Annotated in this window: 20 protein-coding genes; 7 read left to right on the top strand and 13 right to left on the bottom strand. The window is 72.4% G+C overall.

Annotated elements, in window-relative coordinates; translation table 11 throughout:
• The first annotated feature begins 16 nt into the window (after positions 1-16).
• Entirely contained in the window at positions 17-439 is a 423-nt protein-coding gene (locus AB0B76_RS06240) for a winged helix-turn-helix domain-containing protein (RefSeq protein ID WP_360370140.1), read from the top strand.
• Here AB0B76_RS06240 and AB0B76_RS06235 read toward each other — a convergent pair.
• The 3 genes from AB0B76_RS06235 to AB0B76_RS06225 are packed head-to-tail and all read right to left on the bottom strand — an operon-like array spanning position 436 to position 4,335.
• Entirely contained in the window at positions 436-1,077 is a 642-nt protein-coding gene (locus AB0B76_RS06235; RefSeq protein ID WP_360370137.1) for a hypothetical protein, read from the bottom strand. The two genes, AB0B76_RS06240 and AB0B76_RS06235, sit on opposite strands and share 4 nt — an antisense overlap.
• A gap of 12 nt (positions 1,078-1,089) precedes the next feature.
• On the bottom strand, positions 1,090-1,527 hold the full coding sequence (locus AB0B76_RS06230; RefSeq protein ID WP_360370134.1) for a hypothetical protein: 438 nt from the start codon (positions 1,525-1,527) through the stop codon (positions 1,090-1,092).
• A 12-nt stretch (positions 1,528-1,539) separates the two neighbouring features.
• Positions 1,540-4,335, bottom strand: coding sequence for a BTAD domain-containing putative transcriptional regulator (locus AB0B76_RS06225; protein ID WP_360370131.1), 2,796 nt, complete (start codon positions 4,333-4,335; stop codon positions 1,540-1,542).
• A gap of 55 nt (positions 4,336-4,390) precedes the next feature.
• Here AB0B76_RS06225 and AB0B76_RS06220 point away from each other — a divergent pair, with 55 nt between their 5' ends.
• Positions 4,391-5,266, top strand: coding sequence for an alpha/beta hydrolase (locus AB0B76_RS06220; protein WP_360370128.1), 876 nt, complete (start codon positions 4,391-4,393; stop codon positions 5,264-5,266).
• Here AB0B76_RS06220 and AB0B76_RS06215 read toward each other — a convergent pair.
• The 5 genes from AB0B76_RS06215 to AB0B76_RS06195 all read right to left on the bottom strand — a co-directional run bounded on the left by AB0B76_RS06215 (position 5,259) and on the right by AB0B76_RS06195 (position 12,199).
• Positions 5,259-5,999 carry an ABC transporter permease gene (locus AB0B76_RS06215; RefSeq protein ID WP_360370125.1) on the bottom strand — a complete coding sequence of 247 codons (741 nt, stop codon included), beginning with the start codon at positions 5,997-5,999 and terminating at the stop codon, positions 5,259-5,261. The genes AB0B76_RS06220 and AB0B76_RS06215 overlap by 8 nt on opposite strands.
• A gap of 5 nt (positions 6,000-6,004) precedes the next feature.
• Positions 6,005-6,874, bottom strand: coding sequence for an ABC transporter ATP-binding protein (locus AB0B76_RS06210; protein WP_360370122.1), 870 nt, complete (start codon positions 6,872-6,874; stop codon positions 6,005-6,007).
• On the bottom strand, positions 6,874-7,185 hold the full coding sequence (locus tag AB0B76_RS06205) for a transcriptional regulator (protein WP_360370119.1): 312 nt from the start codon (positions 7,183-7,185) through the stop codon (positions 6,874-6,876). The genes AB0B76_RS06210 and AB0B76_RS06205 overlap by 1 nt, the downstream gene beginning before the upstream one ends.
• Complete coding sequence (locus AB0B76_RS06200) at positions 7,178-7,816, bottom strand: transporter (protein WP_360370116.1); 639 nt, start codon at positions 7,814-7,816, stop codon at positions 7,178-7,180. The genes AB0B76_RS06205 and AB0B76_RS06200 overlap by 8 nt, the downstream gene beginning before the upstream one ends.
• Before the next feature lie 1,191 nt (positions 7,817-9,007).
• Positions 9,008-12,199 (bottom strand): efflux RND transporter permease subunit, encoded by a 3,192-nt coding sequence (locus AB0B76_RS06195; protein WP_360370113.1) that lies wholly within the window; start codon positions 12,197-12,199, stop codon positions 9,008-9,010.
• A 97-nt stretch (positions 12,200-12,296) separates the two neighbouring features.
• Here AB0B76_RS06195 and AB0B76_RS06190 point away from each other — a divergent pair, with 97 nt between their 5' ends.
• Positions 12,297-12,833 carry a MarR family transcriptional regulator gene (locus AB0B76_RS06190; protein WP_360370110.1) on the top strand — a complete coding sequence of 179 codons (537 nt, stop codon included), beginning with the start codon at positions 12,297-12,299 and terminating at the stop codon, positions 12,831-12,833.
• Between the two features lie 77 nt (positions 12,834-12,910).
• Positions 12,911-14,161 (top strand): cellulase family glycosylhydrolase, encoded by a 1,251-nt coding sequence (locus tag AB0B76_RS06185; RefSeq protein ID WP_360370107.1) that lies wholly within the window; start codon positions 12,911-12,913, stop codon positions 14,159-14,161.
• Here the strand turns inward: AB0B76_RS06185 and AB0B76_RS06180 are convergent.
• The 3 genes from AB0B76_RS06180 to AB0B76_RS06170 form a co-directional block, all read right to left on the bottom strand.
• Positions 14,137-15,135 carry a DUF916 domain-containing protein gene (locus tag AB0B76_RS06180; RefSeq protein ID WP_360370104.1) on the bottom strand — a complete coding sequence of 333 codons (999 nt, stop codon included), beginning with the start codon at positions 15,133-15,135 and terminating at the stop codon, positions 14,137-14,139. The two genes, AB0B76_RS06185 and AB0B76_RS06180, sit on opposite strands and share 25 nt — an antisense overlap.
• A 56-nt stretch (positions 15,136-15,191) precedes the next feature.
• The gene (locus AB0B76_RS06175) at positions 15,192-17,144 is read right to left on the bottom strand and encodes a metallophosphoesterase family protein (protein WP_360370101.1); all 1,953 of its coding nucleotides are present in this window, start codon (positions 17,142-17,144) and stop codon (positions 15,192-15,194) included.
• Positions 17,145-17,239: 95 nt separating this feature from the next.
• On the bottom strand, positions 17,240-18,349 hold the full coding sequence (locus AB0B76_RS06170) for a HupE/UreJ family protein (RefSeq protein WP_360370098.1): 1,110 nt from the start codon (positions 18,347-18,349) through the stop codon (positions 17,240-17,242).
• A 116-nt stretch (positions 18,350-18,465) separates the two neighbouring features.
• Here AB0B76_RS06170 and AB0B76_RS06165 point away from each other — a divergent pair, with 116 nt between their 5' ends.
• Together AB0B76_RS06165 and secA2 are read left to right on the top strand one after the other, a co-directional pair.
• Positions 18,466-19,122 (top strand): hypothetical protein, encoded by a 657-nt coding sequence (locus AB0B76_RS06165; protein ID WP_360370095.1) that lies wholly within the window; start codon positions 18,466-18,468, stop codon positions 19,120-19,122.
• A gap of 31 nt (positions 19,123-19,153) precedes the next feature.
• Complete coding sequence (gene secA2, locus AB0B76_RS06160) at positions 19,154-21,493, top strand: accessory Sec system translocase SecA2 (protein ID WP_360370092.1); 2,340 nt, start codon at positions 19,154-19,156, stop codon at positions 21,491-21,493.
• On the opposite strand, the gene AB0B76_RS06155 is transcribed toward secA2, so the two are convergent.
• A complete protein-coding gene (locus AB0B76_RS06155) occupies positions 21,484-22,629 on the bottom strand; it encodes an alpha/beta hydrolase (RefSeq protein ID WP_360370089.1) in 1,146 nt (381 codons plus the stop codon). The two genes, secA2 and AB0B76_RS06155, sit on opposite strands and share 10 nt — an antisense overlap.
• 257 nt (positions 22,630-22,886) lie before the next feature.
• Positions 22,887-23,354, bottom strand: a complete 468-nt coding sequence (locus AB0B76_RS06150) for a DUF6069 family protein (protein WP_360370086.1) — start codon at positions 23,352-23,354, stop codon at positions 22,887-22,889.
• 152 nt (positions 23,355-23,506) lie between these two features.
• On the opposite strand from AB0B76_RS06150, the gene AB0B76_RS06145 reads away from it, so the two are divergent.
• Positions 23,507-24,733 carry a helix-turn-helix domain-containing protein gene (locus tag AB0B76_RS06145; protein WP_360370083.1) on the top strand — a complete coding sequence of 409 codons (1,227 nt, stop codon included), beginning with the start codon at positions 23,507-23,509 and terminating at the stop codon, positions 24,731-24,733.
• The last annotated feature ends 2 nt before the right edge of the window (positions 24,734-24,735 follow it).

Here is a 24,735-nt window from a genome sequence, read left to right as displayed (position 1 = left end):
TGATACGGTCCTCGCCATGCTCGATCGCCGTTCCGCGCTTGCGTTGTACCGACAGCTCGCCGACGCGCTGCTGGACCGGATCAAGGGCGGCGAGCTCCGGCCGGGGATGGAGCTGCCGAGCGAGAGCGTAATCTCGCTGCAGTACAAGGTGAGCCGCGACGTGGTGCGCGACGCGATGGCGGTCCTGCGCAGCGAGGGCGTTATCGCCACGGAGCGCGGGCGCCGCTCGGTGGTGCGCAAGACGGGGCCGGTCGAACAGCTCCCGGCGCCGCCGTCGGCCCAGATCACCGCGCGGATGCCTACGTCGGACGAGCGCCGCAGCCTGAACCTGCTGGAGGGCGTGCCGCTGCTCGTGGTGCGCACCGAGGAGTTCGAAACCGTCCACCCGGCCGACCGCGTGATGCTGCTCACGCCACCCGGGGGTGAAGAGCCTGCTTAGCGGTACCCGATCTCGGCCACGTCCGCCTCGAGGTCCGCGACGGTCAGCTCGGGGTTGAGCGCGCGCACGAGGCCGGCGGTGAGGGGCTCGTGCGCGTACACCCGCCGGATCGCGGACAGGTCGGCGTCGACCTCGAAGTAGTCCTCGGCGTAGCGCCGGTACGCCTCGGGCGTGCGGTCGACGAGCAGCTCGCACAGGTGCCCCGAGCCGTCGGGGTCCGCGCCCGGCGGGAAGTCGACGGCGCCGGCCCGCCAGCGGTCGTCGGCGGTCTCGCGCCACAGGCAGAACGTGGCGCGGAGGCCGCCGTCGTGGAAGCCGAACGCGGGCTCGTGCACGAACCCGGTGAACACGGCCGGTACCGCGTCGGCGACCCCGGGCCGGAGCCGGCCCGCCATCGCCGACTCGTGGTCAAACCCGCGCATGAACGCCCCGCCGCGCCCGAACGCGATGAACCAGTCGTTCCCGGAGCCGTCGCGCATCGAGGCCACCTCCTCGCCGGGCGACCAGCGCGAGTCGAACGAGTACAGCCGGGACTCCCACTCGGGGCAGAGGATCGCGTCGAGCGTCGCGAGGGCGCGGCAGTGCGCGCGGAGCTCCTCGATGCCGGGCAGCCGCCCCGCCAGGTCATGCACGGTCATCGCGTCACCCGCTCAGTCGCCGGAGTAGCCGAAGAACAGAACCTGGTCGGGCCGGCCGTCGGCGTAGCCGACCACGTGGCGTCCGACGCCCCGCATCGTGAGCAGCGGCTCGAGGGCGTCGAAGCCGCGGGCGAGGTCGGCCGGCGTCGCGCGGGGCGTGCCGAAGATCCGCTCGCACTCGGCCTCGGTCACCTCGAAGGTCTTGCCCAGGGCCTCGAAGCCGGTCGGGTCGCCGGAGCCGACCTCGAAGACGTCCAGGATCGAGTGCGTCATGCTCTCCTGGACCCACTCGTCCGACCACAGCTCTTCCTCGGTCGCCGGCTTCGGATGGTCCTCGCCGCGCGGGGTGTAGTAGTCGCCCGCGGCGAACACGTCGGCGCGAAGCCGTTCGAGGGTGGTGGCCACGCTGCCGGCGAAGGGGACGAGATAGTCCCAGCCCGATGCTCCCATGGGCCGATGATGTCAGAGGTACGCGGCGACCGGGCCGAGGGTCAGCACCCCGCTGCCGGCCGCGTGCTCGTGCGCGGCCGGGCGCAGCTGCGCCGCCAGGCGCGCGTGGGACTCGCCGTCGGCCAGGGCGATCGCGGCCCGGGCGGCCAGGCTCAGCCGCGCCTCCCACAGCAGGTCGTGCGGTGACGGGGGCAGGGCGCGCAGGGCCGCGCGGGCCTCGCCGGGGCGGCCGGCGCGCAGGAGGAGCAGCGGGCGGGCCCACGGTTCGTACGGGCCCAGGTCGTCGGCCTCGGTCCGGCGGCCGATCGAGAGCAGCGCCAGGCCCAGGAGGCCCTCGTGCATGCCCGGCATCTGGGCGCGGGCGAGGTCGGCGTCCGCGGCCCGGTACGCCCGCTCGGCCTCGTCGGCCTCCCCGGCCGCGGCCAGGCGCAGCGCGGCGTACCACCGCGTGAAGACGGCCACGACGGGCAGGGCGTGCGCCGCGGACAGGGCGTCGGCCGCGGCCGCGTGGGCGTCGGCGCGGTCCGGATCGTCGAGGGCGCACGCCGACTGCAGGGCGATCAGGTGGCCCAGCACCTCGAACGTCGCCAGGCCGTGGGCGGACGACACGGCCAGCAACTCCTCGGCGATCGACCGGCGCAAGGCGGCCCGGCCGGGGCTCGGGAACGCGTGCAGGAAGCGGGCGTTGAGGGCCAGGGCGCGCAGCATCGGGTCGTCGCCGGCCAGGGCGTAGGCCTCGTCCGCCGCCTCCGCGCCGCGGCCGTCCCGGGTGCCGCGCAGCTCCATGGCCAGCGCGGTCAGCAGGCGCGACCGGGCCGGGCCCGTCGCGCCGGTCAGGGCCTTCGTCGCGGCCGCGGCGATCGTGGCGGACAGGGCCTCGTCGTCGTTGCGGGGCCAGATCGCCGGTACGTCGAACGCGCCCAGCTCCCCCATCGACAGCGCCGCGGCCCGCAGGCGCCGCGACTCGGCCAGGTGGCCGATGACCGCCAGCGAACGGCTCAGGCCCAGCAGCGCCGCGACCGAGCCGCCGTCGTGGGCCAGCGCCTGCCGCCACAGGCGGGCCGCCTCGTGCGGGTTGTTGCGGCGCTCGGCGCGGGTCGCGGCCAGGGCCGAGTACCGGGCCGCCCGGGCCTTCGCGGTTCGCGTCGCCGCCGCCGTGAAGTGGTACGCCAGCGTCTCCGCGTCGTCCGGGGACACCCGCTCGGCCGCCTCCCCCGCGGCGAGATGCCAGGCCGCGCGGCGCGGCGCGGACAGGTCCCCGTACACGGTGTCGCGCACCAGCACGTGCGCGAACCGCGTGCCGTCGGTCAGGAAGCCGGCGCGCGTCGCCTCCTCCAGGGCGTCGAGCACGTCGGCGCCGGCCAGGGCCGCGAGCAGCTCGGGGTCGATGTCGCGGCCGAGGACGGAGGCCTGACGCAGTACCGTCCGCGCCGGCTCCGGCAGCTGCGCCAGGCGGTGGCGGATCACGTCGCGGACCCCCGGCGGCACCGTGCGCAGCGCGGCCGGGCCGTCGGTGGCGAGCAGGCGGGCGAGCTCGCGCACGAAGAACGGATTGCCCCCGGTGCGTTCCCGCAGCAGGTGTACGTCCTGAGCTTCCACCGCCCGCCCCACGACCTCGCCCGCCAGGGCCGCCGTCGCCCGCTCGTCGAGGCCGCCGAGGCGGATGCGCAGCGGCTCGGCGCGGGCGAGGCGGGCCAGCAGCGCCGTGTACTGCGGGCCCGGGTCGGCGTCGCGCGCGGTCGCGAGGAGGTGCACGCGCCCGGGCAGCGCGGCCAGCACGTCCGCCACGTCCTTGTCGGCCCGGTGCACGTCCTCGGCGACGAGCAGCACCGGGGCCGGGCCGAGCTCCTCGCCGGCGGTGCGCAGGTCGGTCCACGGCCACGTGCCGGGGGCGCCGTCGTGCTCGCCGGCCCGCCCCCACCGCACCGTCCAGCCGCCCGCCTCCCGCTCCCGCGCGAACGCCTCGGCGAGCGCGCTCTTGCCCGCGCCCGCCTCCCCCTCGACGATCGCGACGGCCGACGCGTTGCCGCGCAGCCGGGCGAGCTCGTCGTCCCGCCCGAAGAGGCGCCCGGACGGCTCGGCGACGACCAGCCGCTCCGACTGCCGCAGGATGTCCGTCTCCAGGGTGCGCAGCGCCGGGCCCGGGTCGACGCCGAGCTCCGCGGCCAGCTTCGCGCGGGCCTCGCGCAGGGCGGCCAGGGCGTCACCCTGGCGGCCGGAGCGGTACAGGGCCAGGGCCAGCAGGCGCCAGGACTCCTCGCGCAGCGGGTGGGCCGCGACGAACGAGCGCAGGTCGGAGGCGGCCTCGGCGGCGCGGCCCGCGTCCAGCAGGGCCGCGGCCCGGCGCTCCGACGCCAGCTGGTGCAGCTCGTCCAGGCGCTCGCTCTCCGCCCGCGCCCACGGCTCCGCCGACCACTCCGCATAGGCCGGCCCGCGCCACAGCGCCAGGGCCTCGTCGAGGGCGGCGAGCGTCGGCGTGTTCAACGCCTCCTCGAAGCGCCAGGCGTCGACGTCGGTGGCGCGCAGGGCGTACCCGGGCGGGGCCGTCACCAGCAGGCGCGGCGGCGTGCGGGGCGCGCGGCCGGGCTCGAGGGCGCGGCGCAGGTCGGCGACGAACGTGCGGAGCGCGGCCAGGGCGCCCGGCGGCGGCGTACCCGACCACACGTCGTCGGCGAGCACCCCCACGGGCACGACGCGGCCGCGGGCGATGAGCAGGCGGGCGAGGATCGTGCGGTGGCGGGGGCCCTTGAGCGGTACCGGATCCGGATCCCAGGCCTCGAGCGGGCCCAGGACGCGGAACGAGGTCACCGCTCGATTATTCGCCGCTGATCGGCTGCTGATCCGGGGGGTGCACGGTGGCGGCATGGAATTCTCGTACCGTCGCGTCGAAGTCGCGCCCGCCGTCTCGCTCAACGTCGCCGTCTGCGGCGAGGGGCGACCCGTCGTCCTGCTGCACGGCTTCCCGCAGACGCACCTCATGTGGCGGCACGTGGCACCGGCCCTCGCGGCCGCCGGGCACCTGGTCATCTGCCCGGACCTGCGCGGGTACGGCGACAGCGACAAGCCCGAAGGTACCGCCGCCTACGCCAAGCGCGTCATGGCGCAGGACGTCGTCGCGCTCGCCGGGGCGCTCGGCCACGAGCGGTTCGCGCTCGCCGGGCACGACCGCGGCGCCCTCGTCGCGATCCGGGCCGGCCTCGACCACCCGTCGCGCATCACGCACCTGGCGCTGCTCGACGTGCTGCCGACGCTTGACTCCTGGGAGGTGCTGCGCGGCACGGCCGGCATCGTCGGCTTCCACCTGTACCTGATGGCGGCCCCGGCCCCGCTGCCCGAGCGGCTCATCGCCGGGGCGCCCGACGCGTTCTTCGGGCACTTCCTCGACCTGTGGGGCAACGGTTCCCTGCCGGCGGCGATCCGGCAGCGGTACCTCGAAGCCTCCCGCGACGCCGTCCCGTCCATCGTCGCCGACTACCGCGCGACCGCCACGGTCGACGTCGAGCACGACGAGGCCGACCGCGCCGCGGGTCGCCGCCTGCGCATGCCGGTGACGGTGCTGCAGCAGGACTGGGGCGCCGCGATGGGCTTCGACGCGAAGGCGCGCTGGGGCGCGTGGGCCGAGGACCTGAGCCACCACACCGTGAACGCCGGGCACTTCATGGCCGAAGAAGAGCCCGAGCCGGTGGTACGCCACCTGCTCGAGCTCCTCTCCCGCGAGCCCGCCTCCCCCGTCAGCTGAAGCGGGCGCCCTCGTCGCGGCGGAAGGCCCAGGCGGCCAGGGCCGCCATCGCGAGCGTCCAGGCGGCCAGGGACACCATCGCGGTCGTCGACACGCGGAAGTCGCCGACCGCGGCCCAGAGCAGCTCGACCGCGCCGCGTGTGGGCAGGTACGGGGCGATGGTCTCGACGAAGCCGGGCGCGTCGTTCGGCGCCGAGAGCAGGCCGCCGCCGAACGCGAGCGGGAAGAAGATGATCTGGGCGACGGCGAGGGCGGCCTTCATCGGCAGCGCGTAGCCGATGGCGAGGCCCATGAACGTGAACGGCAGGGCGCCGAGGACCACGGCGCCGAGGGCGAGCAGCAGGCCCGGCGCGGTCGCGGTGGCCGCGGTGAACAGCCAGCCGATGATGACGACCGGCACCAGCGAGATGGCCATGAAGGTCAGGCCGGACAGGATGCGCCCGGCGAACGCGGCCGCCGGGCCGGCCGGGAGGGTGCGCGTGAACGGGTCCCAGGGCTGCGCGCGGTCCTCGGCGACGCCGACGCCGTACGTGAACAACGAGCTCGTCATGACCGCGAACAGGACCATCGAGGCGGTCGCGAACGTGGCGCCCTCGGGGTTGTCGCCGGCGAAGGGTACGACGAAGAACAGCATCGACGCGGCCGGGAAGAAGGCGCCGCCGACCACGGCGATCGGGATGCGGATGGTCTCGAGGATTCGGAAGCGGGCGTGGGTGAGGGCCAGGGAGCTCATCGCGTCTACCGTCCGGTGCTCGTCAGGGTCAGGAACGCCTCTTCCAGCGTGGTCGGTTGCACCTGCAGGCCGTGGAAGGGCACCCCGGCGTGCACCAGGTCGCGCACGAGCTGGTCGGCGTCGGGGGTGAGCAGGGAGGTGCGGCCGTCGGCCTGTTCGACGCCGACGACGCCGGGCAGGTCGGGCAGGTCGGCGGCGCTGACGCTGACCCGGTGGATGCCGACCATGGAACGGATCGCGGCGACGGTGTCGTCGGCGAGGATGCGGCCGTGACCGACGACCACGACCCGGTCGGCGAGGGCCTCGATCTCCTCGAGGTAGTGGCTGGTGAGCACCACCGTGCCGTTGCCGGCCTCGGTGAACTCGCGGATCGCGTTCCACAGGTCGCGGCGCGCCTGCACGTCGAGGCCGGTCGTCGGCTCGTCCAGGAACACCAGGCCCGGGCGCCCGGCGAAGGCCAGGGCGACGGCGAGCCGGCGCTTCTGCCCGCCCGACAGGCCGCCCGTCTGCCGCTTCGCCACATCGGTGAGGCCGAAGCGGGAGAGGAGCTCTGCCGTCGGTACCGAATCCGGAAAATGCCGCGCCACGAACTCCACGCATTCACGGACCCGCAGGGTCGAGGGCAGCCCGGTCTCCTGCGGCGTCACGCCGATGCGGCGGCGGTTCTCGGGCCGGCGCGGGTCGCCGCCGAAGAGCTCGACCGAGCCGGCGCTGGGCCGGCGCAGCCCGACGAGCAGGTTGATGAGCGTCGACTTGCCGGCGCCGTTGGGGCCGAGCAGGCCGACCACGCCGCCCTGCGGGATGTCGAGGGACACGCGGTCGAGGGCGAGGGTGTCGCCGTAGCGGCGGCTGACCTCTATGGCACGGGCGAGCATTACGGCTCCTCTGTCGTCTTCGGGGGGTCGATCAGCGCTCGTAACGCGGCGGTGTAGTCGTCGAACGCGACGCGGCCGCGGTTGGTCAGGCCCGCGGAGGTGGTCGGGGTGCGGCCGCGGAACGACTTGACGACCTCGACGTAGCCGGCCTGTTCGAGCTTCGTCAGGTGTACCGACAAATTGCCCGCGGTCATGTCGAGGACCTGCTGCAGCCTCGGGAACGTCATCCGGTCGCCGTCGCCGAGGCTCGACAGCGCGGCCATGATGCGCAGGCGCGCCTGCACGTGGATCACCGGGTCGAGCTCAGGCACGTTTGCCCCGGAACTGGAACAGCAGCCCGAGCAGGATCAGCCCGCCGCCCCCGCCCAGCGAGATGATCAGCGAGTGCCAGCCGGCCCCGGCGAGCACGCCGGCGATGTTGATGAGCGTGAGCCACGCCCCGAAGATGAACATGTCGCGGGAGAGCCAGATCGCGGCGCCGCACATGTACATCGCGCCGACGAGCCCCACCGACGCGGTCGCCCAGAGCAGGCCGCGCTCGGCCTCGGGCAGCAGCTTCGCGAAGTGGCTCATCGTGGTCCCGACGCCGGCGAACGCGAAGAACCACGCGAACCCGTACGCCGAGCCCTGCCACGACGAGCGCCCTTCGAGGCTCCGGCCGCGGATCGCGCTGACCAGGATCGTGCTGAGCATCGCGAGGGCCATGAGCACGAAGAGGCTGGCGAGGGGGAGCCAGGCCGGGAGGTCGACGAACACCTTGCCGTCGGGGCCGTACCGCAGGAAGAGCAGCCCGAACCCGATGAACCAGGCCAGCCCCCACGGCACGTAGTAGAGCAGCGGGTTGAGCCCGACGACGCGGGCGGCCTTGGCCTGCTCCTGACGAATGAGCGCGAGCGATTCAGCCGCCGAAGCGGGTGGCGCATCGTCATCGACGGGGGTCATGGTAAACAACTTTACGTGACAAACCTGTTTACGCAAGCCTGTTGTGCTTCGGCGCCCATTCGCGCCGCTCAACGCTCTTGCTCGGTTCTCCGGTTACGATTTTTGCGCATTTATCCGGATTTACCGGTTTCGGGGGCATCCCCAGTCGGCCGAATTCGCGCAGCTCGGAACAGGGGGCGGGCATTCCAGGACCGCCGCGAGCTTCAAAGGTCACGGCGTCCCTCCGCCGGCTCACGCAAGCCGGCGGAGGGACGCCACTTCGAAATCGTTCGGGCGCGGCCAATGCCATGGCAGCGCCCGAAGGGTCGTCACCGCAGCCGAGGACCGTCAACGCCTCCGAGATCATCCGGCCACTCAAGGTCGAAGCGGAAGGCCCTCACCAGCCCGAACCTTGGCCGCCGCCCGAAGCTCAACCCGCCGCACGACGCCGAAGCCGCGAGCGGTCACCAGCCCCGAGGACCGCCCGACCGGCAAGACCGTGGCCGGGCCCGAAGGCCGGCGCCGAAGCACCCGCCGTGGGCTGGGCCGGGAAGTCGGCGGCGAAAACCAGGCTCAAGCCCGCCCGCGCCACGTGCTCATCAAGGCCGTACCGCGGCGCCGCATGTCTCAGCCGAAGCCGTGACGTCGCACGCCCCAGCCGTGGCACCGCACGTCCAGCTAGAACCGTGACGCCACGAGCCCCGGCCAAATCCTCGGCGCCGCACGCCCCAACTCAAGCCGCGGCACCGCAGCCGGAGCCGGAGCGCTGCACACCCCAACTCAAGCCACGCGCACCGCAGCCCGAGCCGGAGCGCTACACACCCCAACTCAAGCCACGCGCACCGCAGCCCGAGCCGGAGCGCTACACACCCCAACTCAAAGCCACGGCCCAAGCCATGGCGCCGCAGGTCGAGGTCTGAACCGTGGCACCACACGCCCGGCCCGAGCCGTGTGACCGTAGGCGGCGCGCAAAAGGCAGGCTTGCCCCCGTGGTCGCGCGCGGGCGTGTGCGGCCGTCGTCGACTCGTTGTGGCCGTTCCGCAAGACCCCGTTGCGCGTCCCGGTTGGCGAAAGGCGGGGCACGTGCCGCGGGGCCGTTCCGCTCAAACCCCACGCTACACACCCCCACCAAGTTGATCTGGGGTCGAGTAGTCGCGGTATTACACAGCGAAAGGCCGGCCGCGCAAAGGCGGCCGGCCCTTCAGAGATGTGTTACAGGGACGGTGCCGGCTCCAGCGGGTCCACGCGGTGGCGGCCGTCCGGCTCGTCGCCGCCGTCCGGGTCCGGGGCCGTCAGCGGGGACGCGTGCTTGCCCTCGCGGCGCAGGCGGCGCTTCTCCTTGGTCGACTCGACCATCGTGTAGAGGGTCGGGACCAGGACCAGCGTCAGCAGCGTCGAGCTCAACAGGCCGCCGATCACCACGATGGCCAGGGGCTGGGAGATGAAGCCGCCCTCCCCCGTCAGGCCGACCGCCATGGGCAGCAGGGCGCAGATCGTCGCCACCGCGGTCATGAGGATCGGGCGCAGGCGGCGCCGGCCGCCCTCGATTACCGCCTCGCGCACGTGCATTCCGGATTCCTGGTACTGGTTGATCAGGTCCATGAGCACGATGGCGTTGGTCACCACGATGCCGATGAGCATGAGTACGCCGATCATGGCGGGCAGGCCCAGCGGGGTGTTCGTGGCGAGCAGCAGGATGATCGCGCCCGTCGCCGCGAACGGGATGGACACCAGCAGGATCAGCGGCTGGGCCACGCTGCGGAACGTCGCCACCATGATGATGAAGACGATCGCGATCGCGGCCAGCATGGCCAGGCCCAGCTGGCCGAAGGTGTCGGCCTGCTGCTGGCTCGCGCCGCCCAGGGACACGGTCACGCCGGCCGGGAGGGTCAGGCCGTCGAGCGCGGCCTGCAGGTCGGTCGAGGCCTGGCCGAGGTTGTCGCTCGGGGCGCGGCCGGTGACCGAGGCGCTGCGGTTGCCGTCGATGCGCGTGATCGCGACCGGGCCCGCGTCCTGGGCGACGTCGGCGATCTGGTCGAGGCGCACGACCGGCGGGGTGCCCGCGACCGGGATCTGCAGGGCCTTGAGCTGGTCCAGCGAGGCCGGGGCCGGGCCGGAGCGCAGCACCAGGTCGCGCTGCGAGCCGTCGATGGTCATCTGGGTGAGGGTCTGGCCGCGGTAGGCCGCGGAGACGATGCCGCCGACCGCCGCGTCGCTCAGGCCGTACTTGGCGGCCTGGTCGCGCTTGACCTTCACGTCGATGCGTGGGTTGCTCGCGGCGAGGTTGCTCTCGACGTCGGAGATCTCGAGCTTGTCGGTCTTCTTGTCCTTGACGCCCTTCATCGCCTGCTCGACGAGGCCGGCGCCCTTGGCGAGGTCGTCGGCGCTGTTGGCCTTGACGACGACCTCGAGCTGGTTGCCGGAGTCGCCGCCGCCGGCGGTGATCTTCACCGTGCCGACGGCGGTGCCGGCCGCCGTGACCTGCGTGCGCAGCTCGTCGATGGTCTTGTTGACGTCGGTGCCGTGCTTCGCGGTGACCGAGAAGTTGGCCGTGTTGCCCGACTGGGCGCCCGCGAAGCCGAAGCCGGCCGAGGCGCCGATCGTGGCCTGGTACGCCTCGATGTCGCTGCGCGCCCCGAGCAGGTCCTCGATCTTCTTGGCCGCCGCGTCGGTGGTGGCCAGGCTGGAGCCGAGCGGCAGCTCCTGCGAGATGGAGAACTGGGTCTGCCCGGACTGGTCGATGAAGTTGGTCTTCAGCATGGTGGCCAGGCCCATCGTGCCGATGAACACCAGGATGCTGACGCCGACGGTGGCCCACCTCGAAAGACGGCTCCGCGTGACGAGCGAGATGAGCGGCACGTAGGCGCGCTGCAGCGGGCTGCGCCGCTCCTTCTCCAGCGCCTTGGCCTCGACGGCCTCGCGCTCCTCGGCGCCGAGGGCCTTGGGCCGGCGCAGGAACCAGTACGCGAGCACCGGTACCACGGTCAGGGCCACGAACAGCGACGCGAGCAGGGCCACGGCGATGGTGACCGCGAACGGCCGGAACAGCTCGCCGGCCAGGCCGCCGACGAGGCCGATCGGCAGGAACACGGCGACGGTGGTCAGCGTCGAGGCGACGACCGCGCCGGTCACCTCCTTAACGCCGGTGAGGATGGCGTGGACCTTCTCCTCGCCGTACTCGAGATGTCGTTTGATGTTCTCGAGCACCACGATCGAGTCGTCGACCACCCGGCCGACGGCGATGGTGAGGGCGCCCAGGGTGAGCAGGTTGAGCGAGTAGTCGCCGACCCACAGGCCGATGAGCGCGACGACGACCGACAGCGGGATCGACACCGCGGTGACGAGCGTCGAGCGCAGCGACACCAGGAAGATCAGGATCACCAGGACGGCGAAGAGCAGGCCGAGCGCGCCCTCGGTGGACAGGCTCTTGATGGAGGACTTGACGAACGGCGCCTGGTCGAAGACCGCCGTGATCTTCGTGTCGCCGCCGAGCGACTTCTCGAGGTCGGCGAGCTTGCCGCGGACCGCGTCGGAGATCTTCACGGCGTTGCCGTCGGGCGAGGCCGTGACCGAGATGCCGAGGCTGGGCTTGCCGTTGGTCCGCGTGATCGAGGTCGCCTCGACCGTCTTGAGCTCGACCGTGGCCACGTCGCCGAGCTTCGCGGTCGGCGTGACGTTGAGATTCTTGAGCTCGTCGAGCGTGGTCAGGGTGCCGCCGACCTGGACCGCGAGGGACTTGTCGCCCTCGGTCAGGGTGCCGGCGGGGAAGGACACGCCGTTCGACTTGAGCGCGGCGGTCAGCGTCTGCGCGTTGACCCCGGCCGGGAAGGCCTTCGCCGGGTTGAGCGTGATGAGCACGTTCTGCGTCTCGGCGCCGGTCACCTCGACCTGGCGTACGCCCTCGATGCCCTGCAGCTCCGGCACGACGACCTGGTTGAGCTGCTGCGCGAACGCGATCTGGTCACCCGAGCGGGACGCGGCAAGCGTCACGGCCGGCAGGTCGTCGGTCGAGCCCGCGATGACCTGCGGGTCGACGGTCGACGGCAGCTGCGTGCGGATGCGCGCGAGGGCCGTGTTCATCTTGTTGGTGATGTCGTCGATCGACGAGCCGTACTCGAACGAAACCTGCACCGTGGCCACGCCTTCGCGGCTGGTGGAGGTGATGTCGTTCAGGCCGGGCACGCCCTGCAGCGCGCTCTCGATCGGTTCGGTCACCTGCTGCTCGACGATGTCCGGCGACACGCCCGGGTAGGACGCGACCACGAAGGCGGCCGGGAAGTCGATCGAGGGGATGAGCTGTTGCTTCAACTTCGGGATGGCAATGGCGCCGAAGCCCAGGACGACGATCGCGACGATCGCGACCAGCCCCCGGTTCGCCAAACTGAGCCGGGCGAGGAACGACATGTCTGGAGTCTTCTTCCGATCGGCTAGACATACGTTAGTTCGTGTGATGCTAACGGTTCGCCTCGCGCAAAATTTATCCAGGGGGTAAAACATTCCTGTGAACACTCACAGGGAAGCGCTTCTGCTTCGCGTCGCCGCCTCCGACGAACGGATGCGCGCCCTGCTCGCCTACGACCGGACCAACCCGCTGCTCTCAGTCAACCTCACGATGCAGCAGCTCAAGGTGCTAATGCTGTTGTCTCGGCACGACGGCATCGCCTCCGCCGAGCTGACCCGCCGCCTCGGTGTGAGCCTGGCCACGCTGTCCGGCATCGTTGACCGGCTCGTGGTGCACGGTTACGTCACGCGCACGGAGGATCAGCAGGACCGCCGCATCCGCCGCATCCATCTCGCGGCCGCCGGGCGCAAGATCCTCACCGAGATCATGGACGGCGGGGCGAAGGCGCAGCGGCGGCTCCTGGACCGCCTCGACGACGAGACCCTGGGCATGCTGGCCGCGGTGCTGGAACGGGTCGTCGAGGTGGCCGTGGCCGACGCCCTGGAACAGGGCGAAGATGGGCCGGCGCCGCCGAACGGCGACCGGTCAGCCCCGACGTTTCCAGCGACCGCGGCAACGCCGACCCATACGCCGTAGAGACACGCGCGCCCGCGCCAGCCGGTTCACCCCGGCCGCGAGATAGACCCGCCGCGGCCCGGGTAGGCGCCGCTTCCATGAGGAGCGTGCTGGTCCTGCTGCTGTTCGTCGCTTCCGCGGTGCTGCTGAAGGCCCCGGCGCAGGCCGCGGAGGCCGCCAACGGCATCGAGGTCCGCAACGGCCGCCTGGTCGAGGCGAACGGCAGCGACCTGGTGCTGCGCGGGGTCAACCACGACTTCATCTGGTACCCGGACAAGAACGGCTCCTTCGCGGCGATCAAGGCCGCGGGCGCCAACGCGGTGCGGGTGCCCCTCGGGATGGGCCACCAGTTCCGCCGTACCAAACCGGAAGAGGTGCGCACGATCGTCAGCCTCTGCCGGCAGGAGCGGCTGGTCTGCATCCTGGACGCGCACGACACGTCCGGCTTCGGCCAGGACAGGAAGGCCGCGACGATCGCCGACGCGGTGGCGTTCTGGACCTCGCTGCGCACCGTGCTCGCCGGCCAGGAGGACCACATCATCGTCAACGTGGCCAACGAGCCGTTCGGCGTCGGCGCGGACTGGCCATGGGTACAGCAGACGTCGGATGCGGTCCGGGCCCTGCGCGCGGCCGGGTTCCGGCACACGCTCCTGGTCGACGCGCCCGGCTGGGGCCAGGACGAGGCGTTCGTGATGCGCGACAACGCCGAGAAGGTGCGCGCCGCCGATCCGACGGGCAACACGGCGTTCGACATCCACATGTACGGCGAGTTCGACAACGCGGCGAAGGTCAACGCGTACCTAGGCTCGTTCACCAAGCGCCGCCTGCCGGTCGTGATCGGCGAGTTCTCCGGCGAGCACGAGTGGGGCGACCCCGACGAGGACGCCATCATGGCCTACGCCGAGGGGCACTCGGTGGGGTACTTCGGCTGGTCCTGGAGCGGCAACGACACGCCCTACAGCTACCTGGACCTGGTCCACAACTTCGACCCGACGAGCCGCACGGCCTGGGGCGAGCGGTTCCTCACGGGTCCGAACGGCATTTCGACCGACACTCGAGAAGCGACGACCTTCCGCAACGGTACCGCGGGAGCCTCGCTCAAGGTCGCGAACGTCACCGCGAACAGCGTGCACCTGACGTGGCCGCGCCGGTCCCCGGGCACGACCTACATCGTCGTGGCCGTCAACGGCGCGAGCGAGTCCCGCGTCGCGGCGACCGCCCGGCCCGAGGTGACCCTGCGCGGCCTGCGGGGCTCGACGGAGTACACCTTCGCGGTCTATGCCCGTGGCCTGCTCGGCACCCGCTCCCCCCGCTCGGCCGCGGTCTACGCGGTGACGCCGCCGGCCTGAAGCGCCTTGTCGACCGCCTCGCGCACGCGGGCGTCCTGGCGGGCCTGGGTGCGCCGCCGGAGGTACCGGACCAGGAAGAAGATCCCGATCAGCGCGACGAGCCCGGCCAGCCACAGCCACGGCAGGGCCATCGTGCGCGCCTCGGCGTGGACGGCCGGCAGCGACGTGGTGGAGCCGGACGCGTCGGTCAGGCGCGGCGTGAGCGAGGCGCGGGCGGTGAGCCAGCCGGCGCGCGGCACGCCGTGCACGGGGACCGTCATCTGCCACGTCTCGCCGGGCAGCAGCTGCGGCGGGGCTTTCACCGTGCCCGCGCCGGTGCGCAGGAGCCCGAACGGGCCGGCCACCGAGACGTCCTGGTCCGCGGAGAGGATCGCGTTGCCGGTGTTGTGGATGGTGTACGTGACCGTGGCGTCGCCGCCGCCGAAGTCCACGGTCAGGTTCTCCACCGCGAGGGCCGGGTGCAGCGCGCCGCCGACGCGCAGCTTGACGGCGATGCCGAGACGCCGCTCGACGTTGATGCCCTGGGCCGAGTCCGGCTGGGCGAGCGCGGTGACGATGCCACCCGCGTAGTCGCCCGGCGTCGCGTTGCCCGGCACGTCCAGCGTGAACGGGACCTCGGCGGTCTGGCCCGGCGCGACGGTCACGGTGGCGTTGCCGGCGTGCAGCCAGGCGCCGACGCCGATCGAGGGCTTGTCCTTGGTGAGCAGGTCGAGCTGGCCGGTGCCGGTGGTGAAGCCGTCGCCGGAGTACACGGCCAGGTTCAGCGGCGCCTTGCCCCGGTTGGCCACCACCATGGCGTCCTTGACCTGGCCGCCGGGGTTGACCGCGTAGCTGTAGCTGGAGCGCTCGGCGCCGTAGGTGTTCGAGGCCGTCCGCACGGTCCAGGCGACGTCGCCCTCCTCCGCGTGCGCGGGGGCCGCGACCCCGACGGCGGCGAGCAGCCCGAGGGCGATGGCGATGGTTCGGAAGCGCATGGCGTACCTCGTCTGTCGGGGAGGTCGGGGCGGGCCGGGGCCCGCCCCGACGGTTCTCAGCTGCTCAGTGCGGTGATGGTGAGAGTGGCGCGGTACTCGCCCTTCTCGACGTCACCCGGGATCTTCAGGTCGAGCCCGGCTCCGAGCTGGGCGGTGCCCTTCGGGTGGCCCTGCTCGGCGTAGCCCAGCTGGCGCGAGACGGCCAGGCCCTGGCCGTGGTCGTCGTACGCCGTCGCGACCGGGGCGCCGGCCTGGGCGCCCGCGCCGGGGGCGAGGATCTTCGGCGTCCAGCCCAGGTACGAGCCGGGGAACGTCTTGTTCGCGTCACGGAAGTCGCTGACGCTGGCCGAGACGGTCCACGGCGCCTGGGTGCGGCGCGTGTCGGACACGACGATCGGGTTCAGGTTGCCGTTCGCGGCGAAGTACTCGCCGTTGTGCTCCTGCGCGGTGCCCAGGTTGACCAGGCCGTTGTAGCCGTCGATGGTCCAGCCGAACTCGCCGGGGGCCGCGTTGGGCACGTTGACCTGCAGCTGCTGGCCGTCGCCGTGGTACGGGTGGACCGTGACCGTGTCGACGACCGAGCCCACCGGCTGGCCGGCCGGCGTGTTGTTGCACCAGGACACCTTGCCGAGCTCGACCGCCGCGTTCGGGGCGGCGCAGGTGCCGCTGCGGAGGTTCTGCACGACGAGCTTGTCGCCGCGGACCTCGACCTTCACGTAGGAGCGGACGTGCTCCTGGTTCTGGACCGAGTTGTACCAGTAGTCGTTCGGGTTCAGCGGGTCGGCGCCGTTGCCCGCGCCGCTGGTGCCGCTGTTGTCGGGGGCCGTGATGTCGTAGTACTTCGACCCCGACGCCGAGTTGCCGGTGACGTAGATGACGCCGCCCGGGCCCGGGTACACGTCGGCCGCGCCGGGCTGCTCGTCCGGGTTCGCCTTCGCGCCGTTCTTGATCTCGTAGCTGCGGGAGTAGGAGTGGTCGTGCCCCTGCAGCACCAGGTCGACGCCGAGGTTCGAGAAGACGGTCGGGAAGTCCACCCGGCGCGTCTTGTTGTCCCCGTCCTTGGCGTGGTCGGCCGGCGAGTAGATCGAGTGGTGGTAGACGAGCACCTTCCACTTGGCCTCGGCGCCGTGCTGGTTGATGACGTCGGTGACGTACGCGATGTGTGCCGCGTCGCCGCCGCCGCCTGTGGTGGTGGCGTAGGAGTTGCTGTTCAGGTCGATGAACAGCACGTCCTTGTAGATGTACCAGTAGTCGCCGCCGGACGTGTTCGACGCCGGGTTGCCGTTGGCGTAGAGGGCGTTCGAGCGGTCCGTGTTCGGCGTGAACAGGTGCTGCTCGTAGGCCTTACCGCCGACGTCGTGGTTGCCGATGGTCGCGGCCCACGGGTACTGCCGCAGCTTGTCCGAGGACAGGAACGCGTCCCACTGCGACTCGGTGTTGGCCGTCTCGACCTGGTCGCCGCCGGAGACCAGCAGCTCGGCGTTCGGGTTGGCGGTCAGGGAGACGTCGAGGGTGTCGCGCCAGCCGGCCGCGTCCTTCGCGACGTCGCCGGACGAGCCGATCTGCGGGTCGCCGTAGAACAGGAAGTCGTAGTCGCCCTCGAAGTCCTGCGTCTTGAAGGCGTACGCCGGCGACCAGTTGCCGTCGCCGCCGACCCGGTAGGAGTACTGGGTGTTCTCCTGCAGGCCGGTCAGGACGGCGTGGCGGTTGAAGCCGCCACTGGTGGCGATGTTCGCCCCGCCGATGGCCGCGAAGGTGGCGGCCGAGGCGGGGAACTCGCCGGACGTGAGCGCTGCCGTCGGGGCCAGCTGGACCTGCTGTGCGGTGTCGGCCGAGGAGTACCAGGTCACGATCCGCTGGGACTCGTTGGCGCCGACGCCGAGGATGACGCCCGTGAGTGTGGCCGGGTCCGCGGCCGCGGCGGGGGAACCGCCGGAGCCGAGGGCCATGGCCAGGCCCAGGAGCGCCGCGGTGGCCGCGGCGGCCACGCGGGAGGTGCGGTGGTTCATCGGATATTTTTCCTTTTCCGATGGGGGTAGGGGAAAAGCGTGATCACGCTTTCGCCGGCTCGTGAATCCCTCGTGAACGCCAGCCGGACGCCCATTTAGAGGCGCTGGAAGAACCACACCAACCCCATGGCCGCGACGCCCGCGGCGATGGCCCCCGTCACCCAACGTCCGGTTATGGGGGCTTTGCGGCGTAACCGGAGCAGCAGCGGGAAGGTGAGCCCGATCAGCCCGAGCTGCACGGCCTCGATGCCGACGTTGAACACCAGCAGCGACCACAGCAGCGTCCACGAGAACGGCTCGTCGATGCCCAGCGCGCCGGCGAATCCCAGGCCGTGGACGAGGCCGAAACAGAACACGACGGCGAGCCGGGCCCGGCCGGTCACCTCCTTGTTCACCGCGCTCATCGCGGCCACCACGGCGATGGACAGGGCGATGACCGGCTCCACGACGCCCGCCGGCACCGCCACCAGGCCGAGCGCGGCCAGCATGAAGGTCACCGAGTGCGCGAGGGTGAAGCTCGTGGCGGCCAGGACGATGTCGCGCAGGCGCCGGGAGCCGGCGATGAGGGCGAGCAGGAACAGGATGTGGTCGACGCCGGTGAGCAGATGCTCGGCGCCGAGGCGGAAGAACTCCCAGAACCGTTGGTACCAGGCCTGGCTCGTGTCGAACGCGGGGTGCTGCCCGTCCAGGGCGGCGCTGCCGCGCTTGCCGTCCAGGTCGTACGTGACGATCGTCTTGACGTCCTTGACGTAGCCCTCGCCGTCCGGGAACAGGGCGCTGCGCACGGTGTGGCTGCTCGCCGGCGGGCATGCCCAGTCGACCTCGAGCGTCGCGTACGGCACGCCCTCCTGCTCGCCCATGGTGAAGGCGGGCGCCGGGGCCGCGGTGCAGCCCTGAACGGTGAAGCGCTCGGTCACGTACCGGCCGGCCGGCTCCGCGTGCGCGTTCAGGGCCGCCGCCATGGCCGGGACGTCGCCGGCCTCGAACGCGGCGGTGCCCGCCCGGAACAGCGCGTCGTCGTGCTCGGCGTCGGCGGTGGAGACGACGAGGAGGTCGTACTCGAGCTGCAGCCGCGTGTGCACGCCGTGCGGTGCGGCCGTCACGCCGGCGTACACAGTGGACGAGAACCCGTGCGCGCCGGCCGGGCCGCTCCAGAGCAGGGCGACCAGAGCGGCGGCGAAACCCACGACGGCAAGGCGGGACACGCGGCGTCACGTTGCAGGGCTCAGGTGAACTCCAGTCCCTTCCCGGGCGAACCGATCAAGAACGTCTTCTCCGACCGGTTGAATGGGTTGCCGGTCGTCTGCTGGTATTCCGTGTCGTGAGACGCCTCGTGGCCGGCCTGGCGGTCGCCCTGCTGCTGTCCGGCTGCGGAGCCGGGACCGACGGCTGGGCCGAGCCCCGGCCCATGCCGTCGCCGGTCGGCACCCTCGGCCCCGGCTTCGTCGACCCGTCCGCGCCGCCGACCCCGGAGGGCACGATCACGCCGGTCCCCGGCTCGTGGGACGGCGTGCAGCCGGCGCGCGGCTACCGCGTGGTCCTGCTGACCAAGGGCACCGACGGACCGACGACGGCGCTGGTCACCGCGGTGCGGGGGTGGGCCGCGGCCGAGCACGCGGACCTGCGCACGGTGACCGTGGGCGCCGACCCGGTCCCGGACATCATCAGGGCCGTCGACATGCACCCGGACCTCATCGTGAGCGCCGGCAACGAGCTCGTCGACCCGCTGGCCGTCATCACGGCGAGCCACCTGTCGCAGCCGTTCCTCGTGGTGGGTGCCGAGCTCGCCGAGCCGACCCACAACGTGACGGCGGTCGACTGGGCCGGGGCGTCGTTCCGCGGGGAGGGCCTGGGGGCCTCCTCGACGTACGACGCGGCGTCCTTCACGGCCCAGCGCTGCGACGCGGCGATCCGGGCCGGTGCCGCCGCGGTCCTCACCGGCCTGACCGGCATCGTCGTCTGGCTCGAAGACCGGTAGACGGCCGTCGCTGCCGGGCTAGCCTGGGGTGATGGGCCGGCTGGAGCAGTTGCGTGACCCGTCGTCGTGGCGGCGCGCCTTTGTACTGGTGCGGCGGTTCCGGCAGGAGCCCGGGACGGCGAACCTGCGCCGGTTCGACCCGCTGGTCGAGGCCGTCCTGCGCGAACGGGCAGCGCTGCACGGGCTCGGCGACGAGGCGCTGCTCGAGCGCGCCCGGTCGGCGGCGACGGCGGACCTCGCCGACGACGGCGACCTGGTGGGCCTGGTCGCGGTGGCGAGCGAGGTCGCGCGCCGCCGGCTGGGGCTCGAGCCCTTCGGGGTGCAGCTGTCGGCGGCGGTGAGCATGCTCCGCGAGCGTGTGGTCGACATGGCGACCGGCGAGGGCAAGACGCTGGTGGGGTTCCTCGTCGCGGCCGGGCTGGCCGCGACCGGCCGGCGGGTGCACGTGCTCTCGGCCAACGACTACCTGGCCGGCCGGGATGCCCACGCGGGGGCGCCGCTGTTCGCGGCGTTCGGCCTGTCGTGCGCGGCGGTGGTCGACGGCATGGACCATGCCGCGCGGCACGCGGCGTACCGCAGCGACGTGGTCTACGCGACCGTGCACCAGGTCGGGTTCGACCTGCTCCGGGACCGGCAACGGCCGGCCGCTGCGCAGCGGCTGGTGCCGGAGCTGGACGCGGCGGTGATCGACGAGATCGACGCGGTGCTGCTCGACGACGCGATGGTCCCGCTGGTGCTCGCCGGGGACGCCGAACCGCGGCCGGAGGGTGCCTCGCTGGCCGGGGCGGTGGCGGCGATGACGGCGGGCGTGGAGTACGAGGTCGACGGCGAGCGGCGCAACGTGTCACTGCTCGAGGCGGGCATCCGGGCGCTGGAGGAGCACTTCGGCGTCGACGACCTGTACGCCGAGGACCACGTCGGCCTGCTGACCGCCGCGCATGTGGCGTTGCACGCGCAGGCACTGGTACACCGCGACGTGCATTACATCGTGGCCGACGGTCAGGTGCGTCTGATCAACGACGCCCGCGGCCGGGTCGCCGACCGTCAGCGGTGGCCCGACGGCCTGCACGCCGCGATCGAGCGCAAGGAGGGCATCGCGGTGACCGCACAGGCCGAGGTGCTCGACCAGATGCTTGTCGAGACCGTGGCCCGCGGCTACCGCGTCGTCACCGGGATGAGCGGCACCGCGCTGGAGGCGTCCGAACGCCTGGCGGAGGACCTGCACCTGCGCACCGGAACGATCCCGACCAACCGGCCCGGCATCCGCGTCGACGAGCGCGACCGGCTGTACCTGACCGCCGAGCGGCGCGACGCCGCCGCGGCCGGCCGGGTGCAGGCCGCGCACGGGGCCGGGCAGCCCGTGCTCATCGGCACGGCGAGCGTCGCCGACTCCGAGCGCTTCGCGGAGCTCCTGGCCGCCCGCGGCGTCGCCACGGTCGTGCTCAACGCCAAGAACGACGCCGCCGAAGCGGCGATCATCGCCCGCGCCGGGGAGCACGGGGCGGTCACCGTGTCCACCCAGATGGCCGGCCGCGGCGTCGACATCCGTCTCGCGCCACGGGCGGCCGCGGCGGGCGGGCTGCTCGTGCTCGGCCTCGGGCGGTACGACAGCGCCCGCCTCGACCACCAGCTCCGCGGCCGCGCGGGCCGGCAGGGCGACCCGGGCCGTTCCGTGTTCTACACCAGCCTCGACGACGACGTCGTGACCGAGCACCTGATCATCGGCCTCGACCCGCGCTCGGTGGACCCGGACGGCCGGATCAACGACAAGAGGTTCCGCCAGGTGTACGAGCACGCCCAGCGCGTCGCCGAGGGCAAGCTCCTGCAGTTGCACCGCACCACCCGCCGCTATCACACGGCCACCGACCAGCACCGCCGGCTCCTGCTCACCACCCGCGAGGCGCTCCTGGCCGACCCGGCCGCGCTCGAGGACTACCTGACCCGCATCTGGCCCGCCGGCTCCGACGAACCGCGCCGGTGGACCCGCCCGGCCCGGCGCTCCCTCGCGGTCGAGGTGGCGCTCTACCACCTGGACCGCGCCTGGGCCCGCCACCTGAACCTCCTGGCCGAGCTCCGCGAGGGCATCCACCTGCGGGTACTCGGGCGCCAGGACCCCCTGGAGGAGTTCAACCTCATCGCCACCGACGACTTCCGCACCCTCGCCCACGAGGCCGCCGCCGCCACCCGGGACACCCTCGCGGCCGCGTCCGAGGACGCCACGACCCTCGCCGACCTGGGCCTGCGCCGCCCGTCGTCCACCTGGACCTACATGGTCGCGGACAACCCCTTCGGCTCGGAGGCCGACCGGTTCTTCGAGTTCATCGGGCGGGCTCTGCGCGGCGACCGCCCCCCGGCCATCTCCTACACCTGACCCGGGGCCGGCAGGATGGGCCGGTGAGCTCCCTCGACCTCGTCCTGGTGCTGCGCTACCGCAAGGCCGTCGCGCCGCGGGGCGGCGAGGACCCAGGCGGCAAAGGCTTCGACGCCGTCCACGACCGCCTCGAAACGCGGGGAGTGGAAGAGGTCGAACGCGTGCTGACCACCGGGCAGCTCGGCGTAGACCACGGCGTTGGAGGAGGTGTGGCGCAGCCGGCCGGCGAAGTCCCGGGCGGCCTCGACGGACGCAAGGGCGTCCTTGGTGCCGTGGGCGATGAGGAACGGCGGCGCGCCGGGGTGGAGGTACGCCCATGGTTGATTCGGGGACGGCGCCTGGTCGGGCGTCTCGCCGAAATAGTGGCCGTAGTAGCCATAGAGGCAGATCGCGGCGGTGACCGAGGTGTCGGCGGACTCGAACCCGGGCTGGAACGCCGGGTCGTTCGGGGTAAGCGCGCTCAGGGCCGCCAGGTTGGAGCCGGCCGAGCTGCCCGCCAGGAACAGCCTCGACGGATCGGCGCCGTAGGCGGGGGCGTACTCGCGGGCCCAGGCGATGACCTTCTTGGCATCGATCTGATGGCCGGGGAAAGAAGTCTGCGGCCGCAGCCGGTAGTTGGCGCTGATGCACACCCATCCCCGGCTGGCGAGCTGGTACAGCAGGGGCCGTGCCTCGCGGTTCTTCGCGCCGCCGGTGTAGTGGCCGCCGTGGAAGTAGATCAGGACCGGCGCGTTCTGCGGTGCGTCGCGGCGGCGGTAGATGTCGAGGAGATTCCGGCGTCCCGCGCCCCCGTAGCTGATGTTGGGGATCCGCTCCACGTCACGCCGCCACATGAGGCCTGGTAGCAGCAGGATGCGGGCCCAGGGCCGGTGGCGGCGCAGCGGTACGCGCACACGATCCCGCCAGTCGGCCCCCAGCCCCTGGTCAAGTGCCTGCCCGACCACCCGATCGGTCCGCAGGCCCCGCCAGGCGGAGACAGACAGCCCGGCAGCGGTGACGGCCGCCACTGCGGCCGCCACCTTGGCGCCCGATGACTCGAGATCGCCCTGGGCCGCAGCCAGTGCCGTGGAGGCCAGGAGGGCCAAAACGCCCAGGAACGGCACCTCGTTGAGGGTCAGGCCGAACCAGAAGCTCATGCTCGCCAGCGGTCGGGGCCGGCGCGGCGCGACAACGGCGAAGAAGGTGCACCAGGCCAGAAGCGCCACAGTGAACACATAGCCAACGGGCACGAAGAACCTCCAGAGATGAATCACAGACGTGGGCAGTAACGCGTCGAGCTTGGTCGCGAGCACGAGTCGCGCCCCTTTGGGTCAATTCCACCGATGGTCGCGATTTCGTCGATCTTTGAGGCCGGCGACCTGCCGCCCAGCGGCCCGATCCCGCTCGTCTGGGCTCATGACGCGATTCCTACCGGCACCCCCAGGTAGTTCCGTCGGCCGGGCAGCCCGATGATCAGCACGGCGCCGACGGTCAGGTGCATGCCGAGCAGCACCAGCCGGCTGCTGGTGCCGACACCGCTGCCCAGCGGGCCGGCCAGCGAGAGCACCAGCACGATCAGCGCGACGATCCGGAACGTCCGGGCCGGGCGGCGGACGGTACGTTCCAGCAGCGCGAGCAGGCCCCAGGCGGCCAGGCCGGCGACCAGCGCGGCCGCCGCGACGACGACCGGGCCGATGTGCTGGGTGGCGACGCCCTGACGGACGGCGAGGTCGATGCCGGCCCAGGGGTCGTTGACGACCCACAGGAGGAGAGCACCGGCCGCTCCCCCGGCAACGGTGATCGCGCGGCCGGCACGCAGTGCGGTGGCCCTGGTCTTGTCGGTCCGCTGCATGTCGTTCGTCATGCCGATGAGCTTCTGCATCGCGTTCTCCTGTGACTCGCGGTATCGAACGCCGGGAACGCTACGATACTTGCCAGGATGTTGGCAATAGTTTGCCAAGCCGATTTGCCAACAGCGTGGCTAAGTGCTGGCTCTAGTTGCCAAGATTGAGGCAAGGTGGCTAGGCTCGGGATGTGGTGGAGCAACCAGCCTTCGGCCGCCGGCTCAGGCAACTGCGGATCGAGCGGGGCCTGACCCAGGGAGCGCTCGCCAGCGACGGCATGTCGACCGGCTACCTGTCCCGACTGGAGTCCGGGGCCCGCCAGCCCACCGAACGCGCGCTGGCGCACCTGGCCAGCCAGCTCGGCGTCAGCACCGAGGAACTGGTGGAGTCCACCGCCTCATCACTGGCGCGTAGTCTCACCATCGCCACCGGCCTCGGCCCGGACGAGACGGGCGAGCTGCTGTCCGCCGCGCTGGCCACCGCCGAAGGCGAGGAGCCACTGCTGCGCTGGCAGGCGTTGTGGCAGGTCGCCGACTGGCGGCGGCAACGCAAGGAGTACGCCGAGCAGCGGGCCTGCCTGGACGAGCTGACCACCCTCAGCGACCAACTCGGAGTGGCCGAGCTGCAGGCCAGGGCACTGGCCGAGCTGGCCCGCTGCCTGCGGTCCACCGGCGAGCTCCTGGCCGCCGTCGACAGCGCGCTGGCGGCCCACCGGCTGGCCAAGGAGAACGCGCTGGGCCCCTATGTCATGGCGAACGTCCTGCTGGCCGTGGTGCCCGCGCTGGCCGAGGCCGACCGGCTGCCCGAGGCCAGCCGGCACATCGACGAACTGCTCAGCATCGTCGAGGGCCGGTCAGACACGCTGTGGGCCGAGGCACTCTGGACCGCGGCCAACATCCGGCTCCGTCAGGGCGAGCCCGTCGCCGCGGTCGAACTGCTCGCCGAGGCCGTGCGAGGGTTCGACGGACGGGAGAACCCCACTCTGTGGGCGCGCCTTCGGATCACCGCGGCCAGGCTCGACCTGGGGACCACCCCGCCGGACGCCGAGGCCGCCCAGCGCCGCGTCGAGGAAGTCCAGGCCAGCCTCCCCGTGACCGGAACACCCACCATCGAACAAGAGCTGCTGGCCCTGCGCGCGCGCCTCGCCATGCACACCGGACACGCCGCCGAGGCCCGCACGCTGCTCGACCAGCTCGGCCGCCTCGACCCGCTCCTGCCCTACCAGGACCGCATCAGACTCGACGTGCTACGCAACCGGCTCCTGCTACTGGACGGCGCACGCGACGAAGCGGTCACCGGCCTGCGCGGCCTCGCCGAACAGGCCCAGGGCAACGGCAACATGGCGCTGGCCGCTGAGATCTGGCGGTTGCTCGCCGAATCCCTCGCCCAGGACACACCACGCCCGGCCCGCGCGTAGGC

Source organism: Dactylosporangium sp. NPDC049140, assembly GCF_040648435.1.
Note: the sequence above shows the minus strand (reverse complement) of the source record. Positions and strands in the feature narration are given on the sequence as shown.